The following is a 23,626-nucleotide window of genomic DNA, read 5'->3' on the forward strand; positions in this document are numbered from 1 at the left end:
GGTAACCAGAATCAGTTTACCATCTTTTTTGTCAGATTCTTTCAGCAGATTGTAGTCGATCTTTGCTTTGTACTTTCCGTACTGTTCCAGATATTTGTCATCAATACCTGCTTTTGCTGCGATCTCGATGATCGGTTTCATTTCGCATTCCTGTGCGATTTCAATGTCTGTTTTGTATCCCATAGTTATTTCTCCTTTCTTCTGACCGGACGTCTGCCCCCGAAACGGAACAAAAAGTGAAGAATGCATCTGTTCCGTAAATAAAAAAACGCAGCAAATGTAATCATGTTCTACATTGCTGCCCAGACGGTCGGCCAATATGAATCCTGGTTTCCTGTGGTTCCTCCACATATCCGTCAGTAGCCAGGATCTTCTTTTTCAGACTTCTTTTAAAGAATAGCATAAATTAGCAAAAAAGTCAAGAACTACGAGGAAAAAACAATCTCTTTTTGTGGATTTTCACTTGATATTTCTGAGGAAGAAAGTTATACTTAAACGGTAACATAATTGTTACTGTTCACTGATACTATCTTGCGAGGTGTTTTTCGTGAGCGAAGGTCACAGAAAACCCGAGATATACCTCACGAATTTATGCGATTAGTATGAATTCTGTGCATCGCAAAGTGTGTAATGGTGAGATACCTTGAAAAACAAACGTGATCACTATTATATATAAAGAAGAAAGCCGGTGATATTTGTGGAACAGGCAATCAGGGAGGAGATATTTTCCGGATTCTGCAGGACGTATAATCAGGCACAGACAGTGACCTGTGAGTTCGCAGAGACGGAAGAAGGACTCGAACTGACCGAAGTGGACTGTGGATATAGACGGTGCATCCATCGGGGCAGCTGTGAAGTGGCCAGGCAGATCCGTCAGATGGAAGAGGATCACAAAAAGGAGTAAAGGGGAAACAAATGGTAAAACTGAATAAGAAAATCAGGAGATATCTGGCTCTGGTTCTATGCCTCAGTATCTTGCTTGTACCTGTAGAGGGTTATGCGGCGAAGAATAATCAGAGCACAAACCAGCGGGTGAAAACCACAACGACAGCAGCAGGCTGGGTGTCCAGCGGCGGCCGATGGTGGTATCGAAATGCAGATGGGAGTTATCCGAAGAGTACCTGGAAACTGATCAACGGTTCATGGTATTACTTTGAATCTGATGGATGGATGGCGACTGGCTGGAAAAAACTGGGCGGCGAATGGTATTATCTTACATCCAGTGGAGCGATGGCTACCGGATGGGTGAAACTGAATGGGAAATATTATTTCATGAACGGTTCCGGTGTGATGCAGCATGATACCTGGGTGGATAATGGTGCCTACTACGTGAACAGCGATGGTGTCTGGGTGGAAGGAAAGACTTCCCAGAACAGAGCAGAAAGCAGTCGGACAGATTCCGCAGCAGGCTGGGTGTCCGGTGGCGGCCGATGGTGGTATCGGGAAGCCGATGGTTCCTATCCGAGAAACAGCTGGAAAGTAATCAATGGTTCCTGGTATTATTTTGACGGCAGCGGCTGGATGGTAACCGGCTGGCTAAAACGCGCAAGCGACTGGTATTATCTGGAACCGGGCAACGGTAACATGGTAACGGGCTGGAGAAAAATCGGCGGAACCTGGTATTATCTGAATCCGGGAAATGGCGATATGGCGCAGGGCTGGAAAAAGATTGGGAATGTCTGGTATTATCTGGAGCCGGGAAATGGTGGCATGGCAACGGGCTGGAGAAAAATCGGAAGTACCTGGTATTATCTGAATCCGGGAAATGGCGATATGGCAACGGGCTGGACAACCATTGGAGGAACCCGATATTACATGAATCAGGATGGGGCCATGGTAGAAGGCTGGTCACAGCAAAATGGAACCTGGTATTACCTGAAACCGGGCAGCGGAAACATCGCGACCGGATGGTTAAAACTGGGTGCAACCTGGTATTATCTGGCGAGTGACGGAAAGATGCTGACAGGTTTCCAGAACATCGGCGGATCCAAGTATTATCTGAACACAGGCAGTGGAGCCATGGCAGTAGGCTGGCTGCAACTGGGCAGCGACTGGTATTATATGAACGGCAGCGGTGCCATGCTGACAGGCTGGCAGAAAATCGGAAGTACCTGGTATTATCTGAATCCGACGACCGGTAAGATGGCAACAGGCTGGACAACCGTTGGTGGAAGTAAATATTATATGAACGGTAGCGGTGCCATGCTGACGGACTGGCAGAATATTGACGGTTCAGAGTATTATTTTTACAGCAGTGGCGCCATGGCGGTAAGTACAGTCATCGGCGGTGTTGAAATCGGAGCAGATGGAAAAGCATCGAGAACAGAAAGTCAGGCGATTGGGACTCTGACCAAGTTTTTGAAAACAATGATTCAGCCGGTAGGTAACACCCTGTATGTATGGGGTGGCGGTCATGACGCCTGGACAGACGGAGACGGACTGCGTATCGGTATGAACCCGAAGTGGAAACAGTTCTATAACCAGCAGGGAGCTTCGTATAATTATACGAAACATCGATATGAGTATCAGAATGGTCTGGACTGTTCCGGTCTGGTCAGCTGGGCTGTCTACAATACATATAATACGAAATCAAACCAGAAAGAAACGGCATACAGTTCAACATCTACCGGATTTCCGGCTTATCTGACCAACAAAGGTTTTGGATCGCACGGAAAAGTTTCCGGTGGAACATTTACACCTGGTGACGTGGTAAGTATGACCGGTCATGTGTGGGTTGTTCTTGGCATGTGTTCGGATGGAAGTCTGGTGATTGTTCACGCGACGCCACCGGTAGTTCAGATCAGCGGTACGGTCAATACAGCAGGAAGCACGAACAGTGAGGCTGTAAAACTGGCAAATGCATATATGAAGAAATATTATTCAGATGCAGCCGGCAAATATAATCTGTGTATCGCAAGTAAAGCATATGTGAATAACGTAGACCGTTTCCATTGGTCCTCCAGCAGTATGAGAGATCCGGATGGACTGCGTAATATGACGGCAGCACAGGTACTTGAAAAATTGATTGGACCGCAATAAGAAAAATGCAAAGAAAGGCTGTCGGGAAATAGACAGTTCTAAGTTTGGGAGGGTGTGACTCATACCGAGGCACACCCTCCCAAACTTTTTATCATACAAAGAAAAAAGATGACTGACGACAACCATCTTTCTCTCTGTTTATAATGTAGCTCTGCTAACAACTAATTATTAACGACATTTTTTGAATTAGGGAAACAGTAAATTAACTTTAGTTTCTATGATTTGAGATGAGTTTAGCATTGAGGGGTTGCAGGAAAAATGGTTTTGTGTTAATATGTTAAGGAACGTAAAGAGAATGTTTCGTAAATATTACAAGAATATATAACACAATGCAAAACAATAAAAGGAGAAATATATGAAAAAAAGAATCCTTTGTTTAACATTAGGATTAATGCTGACAATTTCACAGGCAGTACCTGCCGGTGCTGCATCCAGAAAAGATCAGTTAAAACAGGATAAGGCAGCAGCACAGAGTCAGCTTGCAGCACAGGAGTCTAAAATCAATAATCTGGAAGACCAGAAACAGACACTTTCCGCTGAGATCGATCAGCTGGATTCTGATCTGATAAATATTATGGTTGAGATTGAGATTCTGGATAGTGAGTTATCCGATAAAGAAGCGCAGATCGAGCAGACCAAAGCAGATCTGGCAGTGGCAGAAGAAAATAAACAGAAACAGTATGAAGCCATGAAGAAGAGAATCCAGTATCTGTATGAAAAGGGTGGAGATGATGCATGGGCACAGATGCTGTTCCAGGCATCGGACTTTACCAGTCTTCTGAACCATGCAGAATATGTACAGCAGATGTATGACAGTGACAGAAACAGTCTGGAAGAGTTCAAAGAGACTGTACAGCAGGTAAAAGACCTTGGGGATCAGCTGGACAGTGAGAAAGCAGAACTGGAAGAGATGAACCAGGAGTATCAGAATCGTCAGGCGAGTATGCAGACTCAGCTGCAAGAAAAGAAAGCAACTTCCAGTGATTATGATGCACAGATCGCACAGGCGCAGAACCAGGCTGCACAGTACACGGAACTGATTCGTCAGCAGAATGCTGAGATCCAGAAAATTGAAGAAGAAGAGAAAAAAGCAGCGGAAGAGGCAGCAAGAAAAGCGGCCGAGGAAGCAGCTAAGAAGGCAGCAGCAGAAGAAGCTGCAAAGAAAGCACAGGAAGAAGCAAACAAAAAAGCAGCAGATGAGGCAGCTAAGAAAGCAGCAGCAGAAGCAAGCAAGAAATCTTCCTCTACTTCCGGCAGTAATACAGTTGCAAGTTCCGGTTCTTCCACAAGCAGTAAAGAAAATAACAATACATCAGGCAGTAGCTCAAGTGCAGCAACATCCAAGGACAACGGAAGTTCTTCTTCCGGCTCATCAGGAAGCTCAGGCAGCAGCGTATCATATAACCCGACAGGACAGTCCGTTGTTAATTACGCATGTCAGTTTGTTGGCAATCCTTATGTATGGGGTGGTACAAGCCTGACAAACGGTGCTGACTGTTCTGGATTTATCATGAGTGTATATGCAAAGTTTGGTGTATCCCTTCCGCATTCCTCCGGAGCAATGGCAGGCTGTGGTCGTGCAGTTTCTTACTCTGAGGCAATGCCTGGAGATATTATCTGCTACGCAGGTCATGTAGCGATCTACATGGGCGGTGGACAGATTGTACATGCAAGTAACGCAAAAGACGGTATTAAGATCAGCGGAAACGCTGCGTACAGACCGATCGTTGCAGTTCGTCGTGTACTGTAATCAGAACAATAGTAACAATTATGAGAGTCATATCTGAAAAAGATATGGCTCTTTTTTTGTTCAATAATCTATTCCTCTTAAACGTGGCATTTTATTGTAGTTCCGAATTTGACAAAATAAATGATGGAATCAACACAAAAGAACGAGCCGATAAAAAAACGAATCGTTATAATTAGAACAAAAGAGACTGAGATAGTCTGTATGCAGACGGAACAGGTTACATTGCCGGAAGGAGGTAGATAATGAAGAATCGAAAAAAACAGCTTATGAAGATCGGAGCTGTCATAGCGGTGATTGCAGTTGCAGGAATTGCCGGCGGAGTCGTCATATACAAGTCTGTCAATCGATTCGATCTGACTGTAGCCGGGGATCCAATCAGTAAAGAAGAGTATGTGAACTGCATGAATTCCGTGGAATACGATACCAAGATGCAGATCCAACAAGATTATGATGCCGTATACGGAACAGATTTCTGGGAAAAACAATACGACGGACAATACGGCTATGAGATCCTCACCCGGAATACAGTAGAACAGTTGAAATACATCCATGCAGTATATGATCTTGCCGAAGAAAACGGAGATGTAGAAGACAGCTGCTACGAGGCTCTGGAAAAACGCTGGAAGGATGGTAATGCGGAGCGGAGCGAGAAAGTAAAAAAAGGCGAAGTGATCTACGGACTGAAAGAGTATACGTTTCAGCTGTATCTGGACTATGAGCTCAGTACTCTGAAGGAAAAATACTGTAACGATATCTCCCGGGAGGGAATGCAACTGACGGAAGACGAGGTTCTTCAGCACTACCAGAGTCGCGACTGGATATTTGGAGACAGCGAAGAAAACGCTGACCTGGAAACAGCAAGAATAGCAGTCGAAAGAGAACTGCGTGAACAAAAATACGATGATATGATCACGCAGCGTGAAAACAGTTCTCAGGTGGAAGGAAGCATGAAAGATGTGAACCGATACACCTTGAAGAATATACAATAACGGAAGGAGAAAAGGTATGAAGAAAAGATGGATGAGCGGTACGTTAGCACTTCTGCTTGCAGGAACAACAGTCGCATCAATGATGCCAGCAGTGTCTGTTAAAGCTGAGGGAAATACCGCAACTGGAACAACATATTATGTTGATTCCAATGGGGGAAAAGATAGCAATGATGGAACAGCGGAAAACAAGGCGTTCCAGACACTTGACAAAGTAAATGAACTGAACCTTGAGCCGGGAGATACAGTTCTTCTGAAAAAAGGATCTGTATTTGAGGATCAGGCTCTTAAGTTTGCAAAAGAGGATAGTGGTACTGCAGAAGCACCGGTAAGAATATCTGTTTATGGGGAGGGAAACAGACCACAGATCAATACAAACGGTCATGGACAGTGGGAGTTGAATTAGGGCACTCCACTGGATAACCAGAATCATAAGTGGAAAGGTACCGTATCTTCCAGTATCCTGATCGAAGACACAGAGTATATCGAGATTGAAGGTCTGGAGCTGACCAACGACAGAAACAGTGCAACAGATACCGAGAAAGATAAAGTGTACAACGATGCATATGCAATGGACAGAACAGGTGTTGCCGGCGTTGCAAAGGATAATGGAACAGTCGACCACATCGTACTGAACGATCTTTATGCATGTGCCGAATAAAACGATACCCTGCCTTTCGATATTCTACAACCGCTCCGGTTAAAATAGAATCCGATAGTGTGATCTGGGCGGAGACTTCAGCATTCCGTCGTGCGGGAGAAGGATCGGACCGAGCCGGATGTATAGCCAGTGTAGGTACAACGCTTTTTTATTCATGTCTGCAAGCCTCCCAATGTAAGTAAAGTAAGTAAAATGTAACTGTTCAGCACCTTCACAGTGGCTGTTAAATAGTTACTGTAAAATCAATTTTATTCTATATATCATTATAACAGATGAAAGTAATAATGCATAGAATAATAGGAAAAATATGTTTAAAAATTAGGAAATATGAAGCGGTCCCATGGAAAAATAAAGAAAAATAAACTGTTATTATGGCGTATTGCACTGGTAAATTGTGAAAAAATTGTATAAAGTGACGAAATAAACACGATAGATGCTATCGGCCGAAAATGGAGAAAGTTGGCAATCCGTGCCGGGTACTGCGTGAGATCAACGGCCATGACCGGGAGTATTATTATAAAGAGTATAAGATTCCGGAGGAACTGTTAAAATTAAAAAGGAATAAAGAAGAATAATTGAGATAACCTTCGAATGGATGTAAAATAAAGAAGTCCGATTCGAAGGTTTTTCTGATATATCATGTTGTGAGCAGGAACTGTGGATGTGTGCTATTCTGGTTGCAGAAAATTTATATATTTTATAAAATAATGAGAAAATAAGTGCAATAAGAAAATCAAGAATTGACAATGAAACGAAACAAAGTATATACTATCGAAAGTTAGAAAGAACTAATAAGAGGTTGGCGAATGAACTTTAAAAAGGCATTGATCGTCTGTCTGATCCCTGCGTTTGTGATCAGCGGATGTGGTAAGACAACGAAGGAAGAGGTGAATAATACAACGAATCAGGAAACCCTTGCCCAGGTATCTGGACAGGGCACAGGGCAGGATACAGAGAAAACAGAGAGTTCGGGAACGGAAGCATCGAGTGACGACGAGAGTCAGGATGCAGAAGTGTCCCGTGATCTCTTTGCTATGGACACCTATATGACACTGACTGCATATGGGGAGCATGCTCAGGAAGCAGTTGACAAGGCGGCAGAGAGAGTGGAAGCTCTTGATGCCCTTCTCTCCACCGGAGATGAGAACAGTGAGATCCATCAGCTGAATCAGAAAGGAGAGGCAACACTTTCTGAAGATGGCGGATATCTGGTGGAACGGGCGCTGGAGTTGTATGACAAGACAGAAGGAGCCTTTGATATTGCGATTTACCCGGTGATGCAGGCATGGGGATTTCCGACGCAGGAGTATCATGTGCCGGATGATGCGACACTGAAAGAAAAGCTGATCCTTGCCGATGCGTCCAAAGTGAATTACGACAAAGACACAAGAAAAATCTCTTTTGACCGGGATGGCATGGAGATCGATCTGGGTGGGATCGCAAAGGGATATACCTCTTCTCAGATCATGCAGATCTATCAGGATTGTGGTGTGACAAGCGGGCTGGTAAATCTCGGGGGTAATGTACAGGCTCTGGGATGTAAAACAGATGGCAGCAAATGGAAAGTAGCGATCCAGAGTCCGGATGATACGGAAGATTATCTCGGTATTTTGGAGATTGAAAATCAGGCGGTGATCACATCCGGTGGTTACGAACGTTATTTTGAGGAAGACGGTGTGACTTACCATCATATTATTGATCCGACAACAGGATATCCGGCAGACAGCGGGCTGATCTCTGTAACGATCGTCAGCGATGACGGAACTCTGGCAGATGGACTTTCCACTTCTTTATTTATCATGGGAGAAGAGAAAGCGGCACAGTTCTGGAAGGAAAACAGTGAGAAATTTGAGACGATCATGGAAACTGCAGATGGAAAGCTGTATGTGACAGAAGGAATCGCCGACAGTCTGACTACGGATATGGAAGTAACAGTGATTAATAAATAAAAGCTATGCGAAAATCCTTAAACATTCAAGTACAAATGCGATCACAGAAGACGTTTAGATGCATTTTGGCTCGCCACCGGGAAGCCGCTGAACAGTTACAAAGTCAGTACATAAAAATACTCGAAAACAAAGGAGAGAAAGCAGATGGACATCAGAGAAATGCTGGAAAAATGCAAACCCTTTGCCCCAGTTGTTTCCGCTGCGGTTGTGGCGGCATGTGTGGCAGGATCTTTATATGGATATAAAGTGCCGGTTTACGAGACGAAAGCGTCTGTGGAGGATACACAGGAGCAGGAGGATGAAGTACCGGTGGTAAAGACCAGCACGGAAGAAGAAACAAAAGAGGATGAAGCGGCAGAAGAAGAGGAACAGGCAAAGGGTTCCTTTGATCTGGAAGATGGTGTGTATCAGGGGAGTGGAACCGGATATCGGGGAAATATCACGGTAGCGGTTACGATCAAAGACAAACAGATCACATCCATCGAGATTTTGAGTGCTTCTGATGATGAACCGTTTTTCGGACGGGCGAAAGGTCTGATTGATCAGATTATTAAAAAGCAGAGTACAAAGGTAGATACGGTATCCGGTGCAACCTATAGTTCCAAAGGAATTATCAGTGCGGTAAAAAATGCATTGACCGGAGAAAAAGACAGTGGTACGACGGGTTCTTCAAAGGAAGGAACTTCCACAAGTCAGAGCCAGTCAACACCGGAGGCAGTAGGAAGCGTACAGGAACCGTCAGCTTATAAAGATGGAAGCTATTATGGAACCGGAACAGGATTTGCCGGAAATCTGAAAGTAGAAGTTGTGATCAGCGGTGGAAAGATCAGTAATATTCAGATCGTGGAGACCAATGATGGAAGTGAATATATCCAGAAGGCTTCCGGGGTGATCAATCGGATCCTGGGTGCACAGAGTACTAATGGTATTGATACGGTATCCGGTGCAACCTTCAGTTCCCACGGAATCATTAAGGCGGTGCGGAATGCACTGAGCCAGGCAGCAGTGACAGAGACTGCATCTGCGGAAAAAGGAGGCAACTCCGGTTCTGACGGAACAAACACGGAAAATAAAGAAAATACAGAAAATAGTACAACAGCGGTTACAGGAACACTCCCGTATAACGAGGGCGTCTACTACGGAACCGCAGAAGGATATAACGGCGATATTACGATCGCCATCGTGATCCGGGAAAAGACACTGAAGGCAGTTCTGGTCATCGGAGAAGAGGATGACGATGCTTTCTTCGGTCGTGCCATGGATGTGGTGACACAGATGATGAAAAAACAGAGTACAGAGGTAGATACCGTATCCGGTGCTACTTATAGTTCCAAGGGACTGATCCAGGCGGTGAAGAATGCGCTGGAAGAAGCAAAACGTGTCACCAACGGAGAGACAGACACCGATGATGATAAAAATGTAGTACAGCTGAATACCGAAGAAGTAGAAAAAGCAATCGATGCGGTCAACGAACTGAACGGCAGTGACTATACTTCTGCAAGCTGGGCAGTAGTAAAGGTTCGTCTGAAGGATGCCAGAAAGGTACTGAAAAATGCGACAGAACAGACGCAGCTTGATGAGGCGGCAGCACAGTTAAATCAGGCAGTCACAGAATTGCAGATTTCGGATGGAACAAATGACGATCCGGAACCGGATCTTCCACCGGAAAGTACTTACATAGATGGTGTATATCCGGTAACTGTACTTTGTCTGCCGGATGCAGATATGGATTTTGAAGCATATAATCTGTTTGCACAGGTGACGATTCAAGATGATAAGATTATAAAAATTGATAATGTGTATGGAGACGGAGGATCCGGTAACGACAGCTACATTAATAAAGCGGTCAACGGAACATCAAGCAAGACGGGTGTGGTAAAACAGATTATGGAAAAAGGTAATCTGGATGGTATCGATACAGTATCCAGAGCGACCTGTACGTCCCAGGCAATTATCGATGCATGTCAGCAGGCATTAAATAATGCAAAGCGGCAGTAAGAAACAGGAAAGAAAAGAGAACAGACAATGGGAGAATTTTTGACCAGAGCGATCAGTGTGGTGGCTGCCGTTGTCTGCCTGAACGGATATAACACGGTACTCGGCAAAAGAGAACAGGCAAAAGAACAGATCAGAAAGCAGCAGGCGGAGCTGGAACAGTCAGCCAATGCAGCAAAGGAAGGCACAATCACAGACGGTGCTTATAAAGACGGAACCTATACCGGAGAAGCACAGGGATTTGGCGGACCGGTGGATGTGGAAGTGATTGTTGAGAATGGAATGATTTCTGAGATTAATATCACATCGGCGGAAAAAGAGGATGGCGCTTATCTTTCTAGGGCAGAGGATATTATTCCGACAATCCTTGAAGCACAGAGTGCAGAGGTAGATACCATCAGTGGCGCAACCTTCAGTTCCACCGGTATCAAAGAAGCGGTGGCACAGGCACTGGAAGAAGCAGCAAACCAGGAGGATTAAGACAGCAATTATGGATATACATAATCTAACAGCGAAAGACAGAAAAAAAATATATACCCGGCTGAGGGCTATGATCCAGCTTATGTACTTTGTATTTATCCCATCTGTCTATACAGCAGCATTTGCAGGAGTCAAATACATTTTCACCCGGATCGGGGCAGGTGAGAAAGTCGGCATGACATCCTTTGTGACGGTATTACTGGTGATTTGCCTCTACACGATGGTATTCGGCAGATTCTTCTGCGGGTTTGCCTGCACTTTCGGTACTTTTGGAGACGCACTGCGTGCTCTGTATATAAAAGTATGCAAAAAACGGAAAAAGAAACCGGTGAAGATCCCGGAAAAGGCAGTCGGGATTTTATGTTATATGAAATATTTGGTACTGTTGCTGATTGTCCTTTTGTGTTATTCTGGAGTATATGGAAAAGCACAGGGAACCAGCCCGTGGGATGTATTTTCCATGATCCATGCGGGCAATTTCCGTCTGGGAGGATATGGGATCGGTCTTGTAGTCCTGATTCTTCTGATGGCTGGCATGTGTGTACAGGAAAGATTCTTTTGCAGGTTCTTCTGCCCTATGGGAGCAGTATTTTCTCTGCTTCCGGTGCTGCCTTTTTTCGCCCTTCACAGGACGAGAAAAAACTGCAGAAAGGGATGTAAAGCATGTGCAAAGATCTGCCCGTCTCAGATCGGTCTTCCAACAGATGGCTCCTGGGAAATCAGCGGGGATTGCTTCCAGTGTCAGAAATGCATAGACATCTGTCCGCAGAAGCACATTCACTGTGGAATCCGGAAACTCAAAGGAAATGAATTCTGGTTTACGATTCTGCGTGCACTGATCCTGCTTGGGATCTGCCTGCGGCTGGGACTGTAAGATCTGCGCTTTTCAAAAATGACAGATAAGGAGCAGATATGAAAAAAAGAGATATCCTGCTGGCAGGAGGGATCGTGCTGGTGGCTCTGGTAATGCTTCTGGTGATGCATGTGACCGGAGAGACGAAGGGGGATCAGGTGCAGATTACCGTGAACGGGGAAATCTATGGAACCTATCCGCTGGAAAAAGACCAGACGATCGAAGTTACCGAAGGAGAATTTCACAATGTGATCCGCATCGAGAACGGACAGGCGTATATGAAAGAAGCGGACTGCCCGGACGGCTACTGCAAGGAGCAGGGCAGGATCAGCGGTCAGAAACAGACCATCGTATGTCTGCCCCATAAACTGGTGGTGGAAGTGATCCGTCAGAATGATACGGACAGTAAGACGGCAGGTGACGAGCTGGTGCCGGATACGATTGCGAAGTGAAAGAAAGATGAGAAATCGTAATGATTCAGAAGGTAACTGTGAAGTCGTGGAAGAGTTACGAGCGACATACTCCGAAAGGAAACGAGAAGATGAAAAAACAGGAACAGCAGAAAAAAGGATGCAGGGAACGCAGTCTGACCAGCATCAGCCGGAGAGTATCGAGCGGTGCGATGCTGGTGGCTCTGGCGATGATCTTCAGTTATGTGGAAAGCCTGATTCCCATCAACCTTGGAGTACCGGGAATTAAATTAGGAGTTGCCAATCTGGTGACGGTCACCGGGCTGTATATTCTAGCACCGATGGAAGTGCTACTGGTGGTGATCCTCCGGGTGCTGCTGGTGGGATTTATGTTCGGAAACGGCATGTCGATCCTGTACAGTCTGGCAGGAGGTATTTTAAGTTTTCTGGTGATGCTGCTATTGAAGCGGATCAAAGGATTTTCCATGATCGGCATAAGCATTGCCGGAGGCGTGTCCCATAACATCGGACAGATCGTGGTTGCGATGTGTGTGCTGGAAAATACGAAGCTGATCTATTACCTGCCGGTGCTGATGATCGCGGGAACGGTCACAGGTATTCTGATCGGCGTGGTGAGCCGTAAAATCCTCCCGGCAGTCAGTCAGGGCGCGGGAGCGGAAAGAAAGAACAAATAAATGTAACTATTCGGTAGCTACCGGGAAGGTGCTGAACAGTTACAAATAAACGAAAAGGAATGTATCTGACAGGTACTTCTCTCTTGATAAAAGCCCATGAGAGAGAGGCAGCTGTCAGGTACATTCCTGAGAAAAGAGATAACGTCTATTTTTTTTGATTATAGGTTAGTAACAACTAATGATAAATATTATCAACTAATAGTAGAAATAGTGACTAACTTGATAATAAGGTAACTGTTCAGTACCTCCCCATTGGCTACTGAATAGTTACATAATAAGCTACTATAAAATTTTATGGTAAAAGAAGGAGGAGTTTATGAACAACAAAAGAGTCAGGACCAAAGCAATGGCCATGGCGGTAGCCGCAGCAATGGCAGTGGAACTTTGCCCGGTAACAGCATTTGCAGTGACCGGGGACCAGGTAGCAGCGGATGGAACGTACACAAGTACTGCGCAGGTAAACAGAGATCCGGCTGCTGATGTGGATGATGATTGGGCAGATTATGGTGTTTCTGTTGAGCTCACAGTAAAAGATGGAAAATTTGAAAATATTACAGTGACACCGGATGCAGCTTATAGCTCAGGAAATGATAGCTATTTTAATAAAGCTTATAACAAAAGCAAAGGAATAAAAGCTTTGCTGGAAGGTCAGCCAGCAACTGAAGCAACAATTAATGGATGGAAGATTGGAGCAGATGGAGTATCGGGTGCAACCCGTACTGCTACAGCAGTAAAACAGGCAGCCCTTGCAGCTATCCAGTCAGCAGCTGAAAAACAGGATCCAACTCCGGTTGAAGTAAAGACAGATGGTCTTCAGGCTTCCATCACAGCAGCAGAAGGAAAAAATCAGGCAGATTATACAGAAGCATCCTGGACAAATATGACAGAAAAGCTTACCGCAGCAAAAGCAGCCTTGGAAGTAAAAGAATCTCAGGAAGCAGTTGACGCAGCCCAGAAAGCACTGGATGAAGCGGTTGCAGCTCTGGAAATAAAACCGTCAGAACCGGAGACACCGGATGTTACAACCGGAACATATGTCCTGATGAATATTCCATATGACCAGTTTTACGCAGCAGATGTAAATAACAGTGTAAAAGTAGATGCATTCACCTCTGCAACGAAAAATAAAGTCCGTACAGGCAGTCTTACAGGCGGATCTTACCATGTGGATGCAAGCGGTGATGAGATCACCGGTGTAACTTTCCCGGTAAAAGTTCCGGCAGGTACGGATCTGAGCAAATACACACAGATTACCGATGATTCCAAAGTAAGTATCACAGTTACCAACAGAGGACAGGAAAGCACAACAGATTATACAGGAAAAGATGCCCTGTTTGAGAGCGCAAGTCATTCCTACTATACACTGAGTGAGAAACCATCTTACTACAAAGAGCTGACCGTAAATGAAGATGGAACCTTCTCCTTTGGAGCAACACAGGGAACAGTTACAACCATCACAGAGGGTGTGACAGCGGAACTGATGACCGATTCCAAATACGGTGATTATCAGCTGGATCTGGATGGACTGACCGATACCATTCCGTCAGGAACAGCTATCTACGGTGTTATTGTAAGCACAAAAGAAGGCAGCGATTACGGTATGCGTCACCTGGAAAATATCTGGAGAGTTTCCGAACTGGCATGGGCTACCGGATTTACCACAGCAGTACATAACTGCCCGACATCATCTGAACATTACAAAGCAATGATGGGACAGCATATCGATAAAGTGACTTATTACACAGCTAACGGTATCTATGAGATCCTGGTAGGCGGCGAAAAAGGTCTGTATGTACCTGTAAAATTTGATACCAGCGCAGTTGCTGTAGCAGATGCGGAACTGAAAGACGGAGAAACAAGTGTGGCAACTACTATTTCCGGTCTGACTCTTCCGGAAGAATTTGACGCAGAGTACACGGTAGAGGGTGCTACTGCCAGCGTAAAAGGCGAAAAACTGATCCTGAAAGATGTGAAAAAAGGAGCATACACACTGACTATTACTGATAAGAGTGGAAAATATGCACCGATCAGTTTTGGATTTGAAGTATATGCGGAAACAATGCCGGCAGCATATAACGAAAACAGTGAAAAACCTGGTCTGACAAAAGCAGCAGGCGCTACTGACGCAGAATTTGCAGATTACATCAAGAATATTACCTCCGTATCTGTTAATGGAAAACCTTATGCAGTAAGCGGACGTAATGCAGTAAAACTGTTTAATGATGACGGAACGCTGATCACAGATGCAGCACCATTTGCAGAGGGTGACAGCTTTGAAATCGTAGTAACAGCAACCGGATACAAAGATTTGAGCTTTGTTTATAAAAAAGCTGCAAAAGAAGATCCGGCGAAGGAAATCAACACAGCTTCTCTGGAAAAAGCAATCCAGAGTGCAGAAGCACTGAAAGAAGCAGATTACACAGCAGACAGTTGGAAAGTTCTGCAGGTAGCACTGAAGAATGCAAAGAGTGCCCTGGAAGCTAAGAAAGACCAGACAAGTGTAGATAATGCAGCAGCTTCTCTGAACAAAGCTATTGAAGCTCTGGTGAAAGCGGACGGAACCACACCGACACCAACCCCGACCACCACACCAACGGCAACACCTGCAGCATCTAAGAACAACATAACCACTTCTGGTACAGGCAATAAAACAACAACTTCTTCAGGAAGCACAAGCACCAGCAAGACAGCCAAGACCGGCGACCCTACCAACATCCTTGAGATGCTTGGACTGGCTGTTGCCTCTCTGGGAACTGGCGGATTTGCGCTGAAGAGAAGAAAAAGAAATAAAAAGTAATAGATAACGGGACGTAAGAACCGGAGGAATAGACGGGTATTGCACATGAGTTTATGTGCAGTACCTGTTTTTTCTTTCAAAGGGGGACGAAACGGATTCCGGAGGCATGGGGAAAGCAACCGCTGGTAACGCAAATCCGAACTAAGCATTAACTGCGACTAAGACGCTCAGCAAAGGCTTCGCGCCTAAGTCTCCGTAAATGCTGGATTTCGTATTTGCTAAAAGCACCAGCAAAAGGCTGCTTCCCCCATGCCTCCGGAATCCGTTTCTGGTGGTTGGCTGAAATATTAAAATGAGAAGATATAGATTGCTACATGGATAAAATCTTGCAAAGATGGAAGGAGTTTGTTACAATGATAGAAATTTATAGTATCCGTAAGTATTTTCTGACGGATAAAAATATCTAATTAACATATAGGAATCACATATCTAATACTCAGAGTCCTGAGAAAATATCCGATGCATACACAAAAATGAATATAGAACAGAATATGGACATTTTCTTTAGGAATTTTGAAGCAAAGTTATGTCGTCAGTAAAATGCGTTCTCTTTGATGGGAGAGAGTATTAACAGTTAAATATAGATTATAAAATTATATAAGTGCATGTTGAGTTTTATAAGATATTAGAGTGGAATATTGTTGAAAGGAGATGATACTTTGAGTAAATATTATTCTATACATGAATTTTCAAAAATCATAGGCGTATCTGCCCAGACATTACGAAATTGGGATGCCAATGGAAAACTTCATCCGCATCATACTACAGTAAGTGGCTATAGATATTATTCTGATGAGCAACTCAACCAGGTAATCAATGTAAAGCCTAAAAAGCGCATTACAATTGGATATTGTCGTGTTTCCAGCCATAAACAAAAAGATGATCTGGAACGACAGATTGATAATGTTAAGACATACCTTCTGGCAAAAGGACAACCATTTGAGATAATAAGTGATATCGGTTCCGGGATTAATTATAAGAAAAAAGGACTTCAGGATCTGCTCAGACGAATATCTCAAAATCAGGTTGAAAAGGTTGTTGTCTTATATAAAGACAGGCTATTGGGATTCGGCTTTGAGTTGATAGAATATATCGCTTCACTTTATAATTGTGAGATTGAGATTATTGATCATACTGAAAAATCCGAACAGCAGGAACTTGTTGAAGATCTGGTTCAAATAATCACAGTATTCAGTTGTAAATTACAAGGAAAACGAGCGAACAAAGCCAGGAAACTTATCAGAGAACTGATACAGGAGGAAACAGATGGTAAAAGCCATAAAAGTAATGCTGATACCAAACAATGTACAGAAAACTAAGATGTTTCAGTACGCAGGTGCTTCAAGATTTGCTTATAACTGGGCTTTGGCCAGGGAAAAAGAAAATTATGAAAAAGGTGGCAGATTCGTTTCAGATGCAGAACTCAGAAAAGAATTTACAAAACTTAGACATTCTGATGAATACGCATGGTTACTGAGTATTTCAAATAATGTGACCAAACAGGCAATCAAAGATGCCTGTGCTGCGTATAAGAACTTTTTCAAGGGTTTGCAAAAATTCCCAAGATTCAAGTCCAGAAAGAGATCCATGCTGAAGTTCTATCAGGACAACGTTAAGATACGATTCAGTAATACCCACGTTAAATTTGAAGGCTTTTCCTCCGGCAGGAAAGCAAATAAACAAAAAATGAATTGGGTAAGACTTGCAGAACATGGACGCATTCCTACAGATGCTAAATATATGAATCCGAGAATATCCTTTGACGGATTGAACTGGTGGATCAGTGTATGTGTGGAATTTCCTGACTGCAGGGAAACGCTTAATGGTGATGGAGTTGGTATAGACTTAGGAATCAAAGATCTGGCTGTCTGCTCTGATGCTGTTAAATATAAGAACATCAATAAGAGTCAGAAAGTAAAGAAACTAGGAAAACAGAAACGCAGATTACAGCGTAGTATCTCTCGTTCTTACGAGAAAAATAAGAGAGGAGAAAGTTACTGTAAAACCAATAATGTAATCAAAAAGAAAAAACTTTTATTAAAACGAAATCACAGATTAACAAACATCCGTAAAAACTATTTGAATCAGACCATATCTGAGATCGTAAATCGAAAACCAAGATTTATATGTATTGAAGATCTGAATGTCAGCGGAATGATGAAAAACAGACATTTATCCAAAGCAGTTCAGGAACAGGGATTTTTCAGGTTTAGAAAACAGCTTGAATATAAGTGCAGTGATAAAGGAATCCAGCTTATAGTGGCTGATCGGTTTTATCCATCATCAAAGCTTTGCAGCTGTTGTGGAAACATAAAAAAAGATCTGAAGTTATCTGACAGAATTTATAGATGTGAGTGTGGGAATAGGATTGACAGAGATTTCCAGGCATCTATAAACCTCAAGACTTATGGAGAAAGATTTGCAAGCTGACACTGAAACGTTAATGCAAACATGTACGGATACGTTAGTCCGGAATTATCCGATGGATGCGTTTCTTGGGAGCGAAGAGCAGAAAGGAGTTCGAGAAAATGGCAAAAGAAGACACTTATATAGACGAAGCGTATGAAATGTTAAAACATATGAGCGCGGATGAAAAAAAGAGATTAGAATACGAAGCGAAGGAGAAAGCAATTCGCGATTATAACTCACAGATGCTGGAATTAAAAGAAGTGGGAAGAAAAGAGGGAAGAAAAGAAGGAATAAAAGAAGGAATTGCTATTGGAGCAGAGCAAGGTGAACAACGAAAAGCAGCAAGTATTATAACAAATATGTTACGAAAGGGAAGAAATTGCAGATATGACAGGGGAAGAACTGGAAAAAATCCGGGAGATTCAGAAGCGGTTGTTATAAGGGAATCATTGTTTCCTGTTATATAAAAGAAAAAATTGAAAAAAGTTGCAACATTTTTGCAGGCTGAACTGTATAGAAAGTGAAAACGAAAACAAAAAGAGACAGGAGCGGGAAATAATGATGGGTTATCAGACCAGAGCGTTGCCGGGTAGCGGAATGTGGATGATGGAGAGTGGGATCAGGAACAGGATCACTGAATGGTATCTGTTCGTGGAAAAGAAGAAAATACAGATCCTTCAGAAATTCTCCATGTTTCGAAAAGAAGCGGATCTTGGGAAAACGGTAAAAATTGTCGGGAAACAGAAGATGGAGGTGCTGGCAGAAAGAATCATGGATACTTATGGGAATGCAGTGCTGCGGCTTGCCTATACGTATGTACATAATATGAGTGATGCAGAGGATATCCTGCAGGAAACTCTGATCCGTTATCTGGAACACCGTCCGGTATTTGCCGGTGAAAATCATGAAAAGGCGTGGATCTTTCGAGTGGCGGCGAATCTGAGTAAAAATAAGATCGCTTACAATAAGATCCGTCAGGCAGACCAGCTGGAGAATCAGCTGATCGTGCAGAAACGGGAAGATCTGACTTTTGTGTGGGATGCAGTAAAGAGACTTCCGGAAAGTTACCGGGAAGCGATTCATCTGCATTATTATGAAGGATTTCCAACGGCGCAGATTGCAGAGATACTGGGGAAAAAGGAGAGCAGTGTGCGGTCTGACCTTCGAAGGGGAAGAGAGAAACTGCGTGAAGTCCTGAGAGAGGAGTATGATTTTGAGTAAATTATATAATGAAATCATGGAAAATATCTACCTGACACCGGAAACGAAAGAACAGATCCTGTGCCATGTCTCGGAAAGAGAAAGAAAGGCAAAGGTACAAAACATGAAAAAATGGACAAAATACATCTCCGTTGCAGCCTGTTGCGCGCTGGTCGTGGGAGCAGCTTATGGAATTCATACGTTACATCCGGACAAAACAGTCAGTGAGGAAGAGGATATGACCACTGCGGATATGGTTGATGACGGGGCACAGATTGCAAATCCGATGAAAGAATACGGCTCCGCGGAGGAACTTTCTGATGCAGTGGGATTTACCGTCAGAGAGATCGGAGAGCTACCATTTACTGTGAAAGAAACCCTGTATTTTACCTATGATGACACACTGGCTGAGATTCGCTATACCGGGGATGATCAGGAAGTGTATTTCAGAAAATCACAGGGGGAGGATGAAGATAACAGTGGCGTATACAACACATACAGTCAAACAACTACCATCACCGTGGGGGATACAGAGATTACCTGCAAGGGTGAAAGTGATGCGTACGAACTGGCAATCTGGAAAAAAGACGGATATTCGTATTCTATCAGTCTGCAAACCGGAATCAGCTTGGAAGAGTTACAGGCAATGATAGAAACGGTGGAAAAGTAGGCAGGAAAAGAGCAGAAAGAAGGGGAAGGAAGCATGAAGAAAAGCATGTATCGGTGGAGATTCTTTCTGGCAGCTGTGGTGATCCTGGCAGGAGCGGGCATCTGGATAATTCAAAAGAAATCAGGAACATTTGTACCGGCAACAGAGGTTTCACTGAAAGGTCCTTATGGAACACTTACATTGCAGCTGCCGGAGGAATGGACATATGAGATTCAGACAGAAAAACAGGATACTGTGTATGGAATCAGCTTTTATCGGGGTGAAGATAAAGAAAATAAAGTTCTGGTGAAGTACGAAAAGGATTATCCAGGTGAAGAATGTGGGACAGGGTTGGAAGAAAAGAAGATCCGGCTGGCAGGAGAAAAAGCCCTGGAAGAATCCAGAGACGGTTTTGAGTCTGGCCTGTGGGAAGAGATTGTTTTTCTGGGAGAAAAGAGCGATATCCATATCATCAATCAATGTGGTGAGATTGTATGGTGGAAAGAAAATGAAAAACAGGTCATGCAGATCCTGAACACGCTGCAATATGATCCGGAGACAACCGTAGCTGAGTGTCAGGTGGAGGTTCAGCAGCAGATAGAAGAAGGACTCCGTTGGGATTTGATTCTGGAAGAAGTGAGCAGATAATACGGGAGGCGGTTTTGAGACAGGGCATTTTGGTTCGTAACTGTGAAGGGACTGAACATTGTCTTAAATGGAAGAAAAAAGAGGATGTATCTGCCGGTCTGACAGATACATCCTCTTTTGGGTATATATCGTTATAATTACTTCAAATTTGCTCTCTTTCTCAGTCTGGAATCCAGAATTTTCTTACGGATACGCAGGCTGGTAGGAGTGATTTCCAGAAGTTCGTCGTTATCGATGAATTCCAGTGCTTCTTCAAGGCTCAGAACCTTCGGTGTTGTCAGCTTCAGAGCATCATCGGCGGAAGAAGAACGGGTGTTGGTCAGATGCTTGGTCTTACATACGTTCAGTTCGATATCTTCAGCTTTACCGTTCTGTCCGATAACCATACCGGCGTAAACTTTTTCACCAGGTCCGATAAACAGTGTACCACGTTCCTGAGCAGCAAACAGACCGTAAGTAACGGACTCCCCGGCTTCGAAAGCGATCAGGGAACCCTGTTTTCTGTACTGGATATCTCCTTTGTACGGAGCGTAGTCATCAAAACTGGTGTTCAGGATACCGGTACCTTTGGTGGAGGTCATGAAGTCTCCACGGAAACCGATCAGACCACGGGCCGGAATCTCGAATTCCAGACGGGTGGAACCGTCGCTTCCGGTACTCATACCCTGCAGGGAACCTTTACGTTCGCTCATTTTCTGGATGACTGTACCGGAGAACTCTTCCGGAACATCCACGTAAGCCAGTTCCATAGGCTCTAACAGTTTTCCGCGTTCGTCCTCTTTATAAAGAACTTCCGCTTTACTTACTGCAAATTCATAACCCTCACGGCGCATATTCTCGATCAGGACAGACAGATGCAGTTCTCCACGACCGGATACCTTGAAACAGTCCGGAGAATCGGTATCTTCCACGCGCAGGCTGACATCAGTGTTCAGCTCACGCATCAGACGTTCTCTTAAGTGACGGGAAGTTACAAATTTACCTTCCTGACCTGCCAGCGGGCTGTCATTTACCATAAAATGCATGGCGATGGTCGGCTCGGAGATCTTCTGGAACGGGATCGGTTCCGGATTTTCCACGTCACACAGGGTATCACCGATGTGAATCTCCGGGATACCGGAAATAGCAACGATAGAACCGATGCCTGCTTCCTGTACTTCTATTTTATTCAGACCTTCAAATTCATACAGTTTACTGATCTTTACTTTTTTCTTCTTGGAAGGATCGTGATGGTTCATCAGCATCACTTCCTGGTTGACAGCGATCTTACCGTTGTCTACTTTACCGACACCGATACGACCTACATATTCATTGTAGTCGATGGTACTGATCAGAACCTGGGTACCTGCATCCGGATCACCTTCCGGAGCCGGGATGTATTTTAAGATGGTCTCAAACAGAGGTTCCATATTTTCCGGTGTATCGTTCAGATCCAGAACAGCATGGCCTGCTTTTGCGGAAGCATACAGGAACGGACAGTCTAACTGTTCGTCGGAAGCATCCAGATCCATCAGAAGTTCCAGAACTTCGTCAATAACTTCATCCGGACGGGCTTCCGGACGGTCGATCTTATTGATACATACGATCACGTGCAGATCCAGTTCCAGTGCTTTTTTCAGAACGAATTTGGTCTGCGGCATAGCACCCTCGAACGCATCTACCACCAGGATAACACCGTCTACCATCTTCAGGACACGTTCTACCTCGCCGCCGAAGTCCGCATGGCCTGGGGTGTCAATGATGTTGATTTTGGTATCTTTGTAATAAACAGCTGTATTTTTGGAAAGAATCGTGATACCACGTTCCCGCTCGATATCGTTGGAGTCCATGACACGTTCCTGGACTTCCTGATTCGCACGGAATACACCGCTCTGACGCAGTAACTGGTCTACCAGAGTGGTTTTACCATGGTCTACATGGGCGATGATCGCCACGTTACGAATATCTTCTCTTTTGATTTTCATAAACAATTTCCTTTCTATGCATATAAAGAGCCCGTAAAACGGGCATTTCCAACGATACAAGTCTATCACATTTTTTTCAGATTACAAGGGAAAAAATTTTTTTTTTCAAAATCCGGTTCTAAATAAGGAAGGAACGGAATAGAAATAAATTATACAAAATACAAAAAAGAGGAAGGGGAACTACAATCATGACAGATAAGATTATTGAAAACAATCAGGTGGAAATCATGGGAAAAATCGCATCCCGGTTTACATTCAGCCATCAGGTATTCGGCGAAGGCTTTTATATGGTAGATGTGCTGGTCAAACGGCTCAGCGATTCCGAGGACCGGATCCCGGTCATGATCTCGGAGCGTCTTGTGGATGTGAACGAGGATTATGAAGGGGAGTATATCCATGTGATGGGGCAGTTTCGCTCCTACAACCGCCATGAGGAAAAGAAAAACCGGCTGGTGCTCTCGGTGTTTGCCAGAGAGGTGGAATTTGTGGAAGATGACGATGAAAATATGAAGAGCAATGCCATTTTCCTGGACGGATACATATGCAAACCGCCGGTGTACCGGAAAACTCCACTTGGCAGAGAAATCGCAGATCTTCTGATCGCCGTCAACCGGCCGTATGGAAAATCGGACTACATTCCGTGTATCTGCTGGGGCAGAAATGCCAGATATGCATCTGCTTTTCAGGTGGGCGGTCACGTCCTGATCTGGGGCAGGATCCAGAGCCGGGAATACGTGAAAAAAATCAGTGAAGAAGAGACGCAGAAGCGGATCGCATACGAGATTTCTGTAAGCAAACTGGAATATGCGGATTGACAATAAAAATGAATAATGATATGATTGAAAAAATAAAATGTTTATTTAAAATGTTTTTTATAAATTTAGGTAGAGGTTGCATTTTTTATCAGTAATTTGTCGGATGTTTCAGGAACAGAAGAAGGCAAAGGAAAGGAAAAAGTGCCGAAGGGGCGAAGAAACCTGAAGCTTGGTTCTTGGGCATGTCTGTGAAGAACGGCATGACTGTCATCGAAAGATGGAGTGCTATCCAAAGAAAACATGTGATGATTTCATAGCGGATTCTTAAAAGGTGGACCTCCGGACGGTGGTGCACCTTTATATGTTTTACATTACATATCAATAAT

General features: G+C 44.0%; 22 protein-coding genes and 2 riboswitches. Of the genes, 20 read left to right on the plus strand and 2 right to left on the minus strand.

The features are described from left to right. A partial coding sequence (locus FYJ57_RS11280) for a formate--tetrahydrofolate ligase (RefSeq protein WP_154432721.1) occupies positions 1–183 on the minus strand: 183 nt, incomplete at its 3' end. A 110-nt stretch (positions 184–293) separates the two neighbouring features. After that, positions 294–374: riboswitch (ZMP/ZTP riboswitch) on the minus strand. Positions 375–688: 314 nt separating this feature from the next. On the opposite strand from FYJ57_RS11280, the gene FYJ57_RS11285 reads away from it, so the two are divergent. From FYJ57_RS11285 to FYJ57_RS11370, 19 genes are all read left to right on the plus strand, one after another. Then, a complete protein-coding gene (locus FYJ57_RS11285) occupies positions 689–904 on the plus strand; it encodes a hypothetical protein (RefSeq protein ID WP_154432722.1) in 216 nt (71 codons plus the stop codon). 11 nt (positions 905–915) lie between these two features. Next, positions 916–3,039 carry an N-acetylmuramoyl-L-alanine amidase family protein gene (locus tag FYJ57_RS11290; RefSeq protein ID WP_154432723.1) on the plus strand — a complete coding sequence of 708 codons (2,124 nt, stop codon included), beginning with the start codon at positions 916–918 and terminating at the stop codon, positions 3,037–3,039. 355 nt (positions 3,040–3,394) lie between these two features. After that, complete coding sequence (locus FYJ57_RS11295) at positions 3,395–4,789, plus strand: C40 family peptidase (protein ID WP_154432724.1); 1,395 nt, start codon at positions 3,395–3,397, stop codon at positions 4,787–4,789. A gap of 242 nt (positions 4,790–5,031) precedes the next feature. Further along, positions 5,032–5,778, plus strand: a complete 747-nt coding sequence (locus FYJ57_RS11300; protein WP_154432725.1) for a hypothetical protein — start codon at positions 5,032–5,034, stop codon at positions 5,776–5,778. Positions 5,779–5,794: 16 nt separating this feature from the next. Beyond that, entirely contained in the window at positions 5,795–6,181 is a 387-nt protein-coding gene (locus FYJ57_RS15515) for a hypothetical protein (RefSeq protein WP_235904565.1), read from the plus strand. Between the two features lie 704 nt (positions 6,182–6,885). Then, a complete protein-coding gene (locus FYJ57_RS15645) occupies positions 6,886–7,011 on the plus strand; it encodes a hypothetical protein (RefSeq protein ID WP_268878823.1) in 126 nt (41 codons plus the stop codon). 231 nt (positions 7,012–7,242) lie between these two features. Next, positions 7,243–8,385 (plus strand): FAD:protein FMN transferase, encoded by a 1,143-nt coding sequence (locus FYJ57_RS11310; protein WP_154432726.1) that lies wholly within the window; start codon positions 7,243–7,245, stop codon positions 8,383–8,385. A gap of 144 nt (positions 8,386–8,529) precedes the next feature. Further along, entirely contained in the window at positions 8,530–10,383 is a 1,854-nt protein-coding gene (locus FYJ57_RS11315) for an FMN-binding protein (protein WP_154432727.1), read from the plus strand. Positions 10,384–10,410: 27 nt separating this feature from the next. Further along, on the plus strand, positions 10,411–10,860 hold the full coding sequence (locus FYJ57_RS11320) for an FMN-binding protein (protein ID WP_154432728.1): 450 nt from the start codon (positions 10,411–10,413) through the stop codon (positions 10,858–10,860). Between the two features lie 70 nt (positions 10,861–10,930). Further along, the gene (locus FYJ57_RS11325) at positions 10,931–11,734 is read left to right on the plus strand and encodes a 4Fe-4S binding protein (protein ID WP_235904566.1); all 804 of its coding nucleotides are present in this window, start codon (positions 10,931–10,933) and stop codon (positions 11,732–11,734) included. A 38-nt stretch (positions 11,735–11,772) separates the two neighbouring features. Continuing rightward, complete coding sequence (locus tag FYJ57_RS11330) at positions 11,773–12,165, plus strand: NusG domain II-containing protein (protein ID WP_154432730.1); 393 nt, start codon at positions 11,773–11,775, stop codon at positions 12,163–12,165. An 89-nt stretch (positions 12,166–12,254) separates the two neighbouring features. After that, on the plus strand, positions 12,255–12,818 hold the full coding sequence (locus FYJ57_RS11335) for a Gx transporter family protein (protein ID WP_154432731.1): 564 nt from the start codon (positions 12,255–12,257) through the stop codon (positions 12,816–12,818). A gap of 316 nt (positions 12,819–13,134) precedes the next feature. Continuing rightward, positions 13,135–15,615 carry a hemoblobin-interacting domain-containing protein gene (locus FYJ57_RS11340; RefSeq protein WP_154432732.1) on the plus strand — a complete coding sequence of 827 codons (2,481 nt, stop codon included), beginning with the start codon at positions 13,135–13,137 and terminating at the stop codon, positions 15,613–15,615. A 659-nt stretch (positions 15,616–16,274) separates the two neighbouring features. Continuing rightward, positions 16,275–16,934: an IS607 family transposase gene (locus FYJ57_RS11345; protein ID WP_154432733.1), complete on the plus strand. Its 660-nt coding sequence runs from the start codon at positions 16,275–16,277 to the stop codon at positions 16,932–16,934. Then, the gene (locus FYJ57_RS11350) at positions 16,882–18,045 is read left to right on the plus strand and encodes an RNA-guided endonuclease InsQ/TnpB family protein (RefSeq protein ID WP_154432734.1); all 1,164 of its coding nucleotides are present in this window, start codon (positions 16,882–16,884) and stop codon (positions 18,043–18,045) included. The genes FYJ57_RS11345 and FYJ57_RS11350 overlap by 53 nt, the downstream gene beginning before the upstream one ends. A 56-nt stretch (positions 18,046–18,101) precedes the next feature. Beyond that, the gene (locus tag FYJ57_RS11355; RefSeq protein WP_154432735.1) at positions 18,102–18,491 is read left to right on the plus strand and encodes a hypothetical protein; all 390 of its coding nucleotides are present in this window, start codon (positions 18,102–18,104) and stop codon (positions 18,489–18,491) included. A gap of 91 nt (positions 18,492–18,582) precedes the next feature. Then, the gene (locus FYJ57_RS11360; RefSeq protein WP_235904568.1) at positions 18,583–19,245 is read left to right on the plus strand and encodes an RNA polymerase sigma factor; all 663 of its coding nucleotides are present in this window, start codon (positions 18,583–18,585) and stop codon (positions 19,243–19,245) included. Further along, positions 19,238–19,894 carry a DUF4367 domain-containing protein gene (locus tag FYJ57_RS11365; protein WP_205839964.1) on the plus strand — a complete coding sequence of 219 codons (657 nt, stop codon included), beginning with the start codon at positions 19,238–19,240 and terminating at the stop codon, positions 19,892–19,894. Before FYJ57_RS11360 ends, FYJ57_RS11365 begins: the two co-directional genes overlap by 8 nt. A gap of 33 nt (positions 19,895–19,927) precedes the next feature. Beyond that, on the plus strand, positions 19,928–20,521 hold the full coding sequence (locus tag FYJ57_RS11370; protein WP_154432737.1) for a hypothetical protein: 594 nt from the start codon (positions 19,928–19,930) through the stop codon (positions 20,519–20,521). Positions 20,522–20,658: 137 nt separating this feature from the next. Here FYJ57_RS11370 and typA read toward each other — a convergent pair whose 3' ends face one another. Continuing rightward, on the minus strand, positions 20,659–22,485 hold the full coding sequence (gene typA / locus FYJ57_RS11375; protein WP_154432738.1) for a translational GTPase TypA: 1,827 nt from the start codon (positions 22,483–22,485) through the stop codon (positions 20,659–20,661). A gap of 188 nt (positions 22,486–22,673) precedes the next feature. Between typA and FYJ57_RS11380 the strand changes: the two genes are divergently transcribed. Next, the gene (locus FYJ57_RS11380; protein WP_022172620.1) at positions 22,674–23,300 is read left to right on the plus strand and encodes a single-stranded DNA-binding protein; all 627 of its coding nucleotides are present in this window, start codon (positions 22,674–22,676) and stop codon (positions 23,298–23,300) included. A gap of 62 nt (positions 23,301–23,362) precedes the next feature. Then, positions 23,363–23,536, plus strand: a riboswitch (Lysine riboswitch). The last annotated feature ends 90 nt before the right edge of the window (positions 23,537–23,626 follow it).

This window comes from Oliverpabstia intestinalis (genome assembly GCF_009696065.1).
In the GTDB taxonomy this organism is placed as follows: domain Bacteria; phylum Bacillota; class Clostridia; order Lachnospirales; family Lachnospiraceae; genus Oliverpabstia; species Oliverpabstia intestinalis.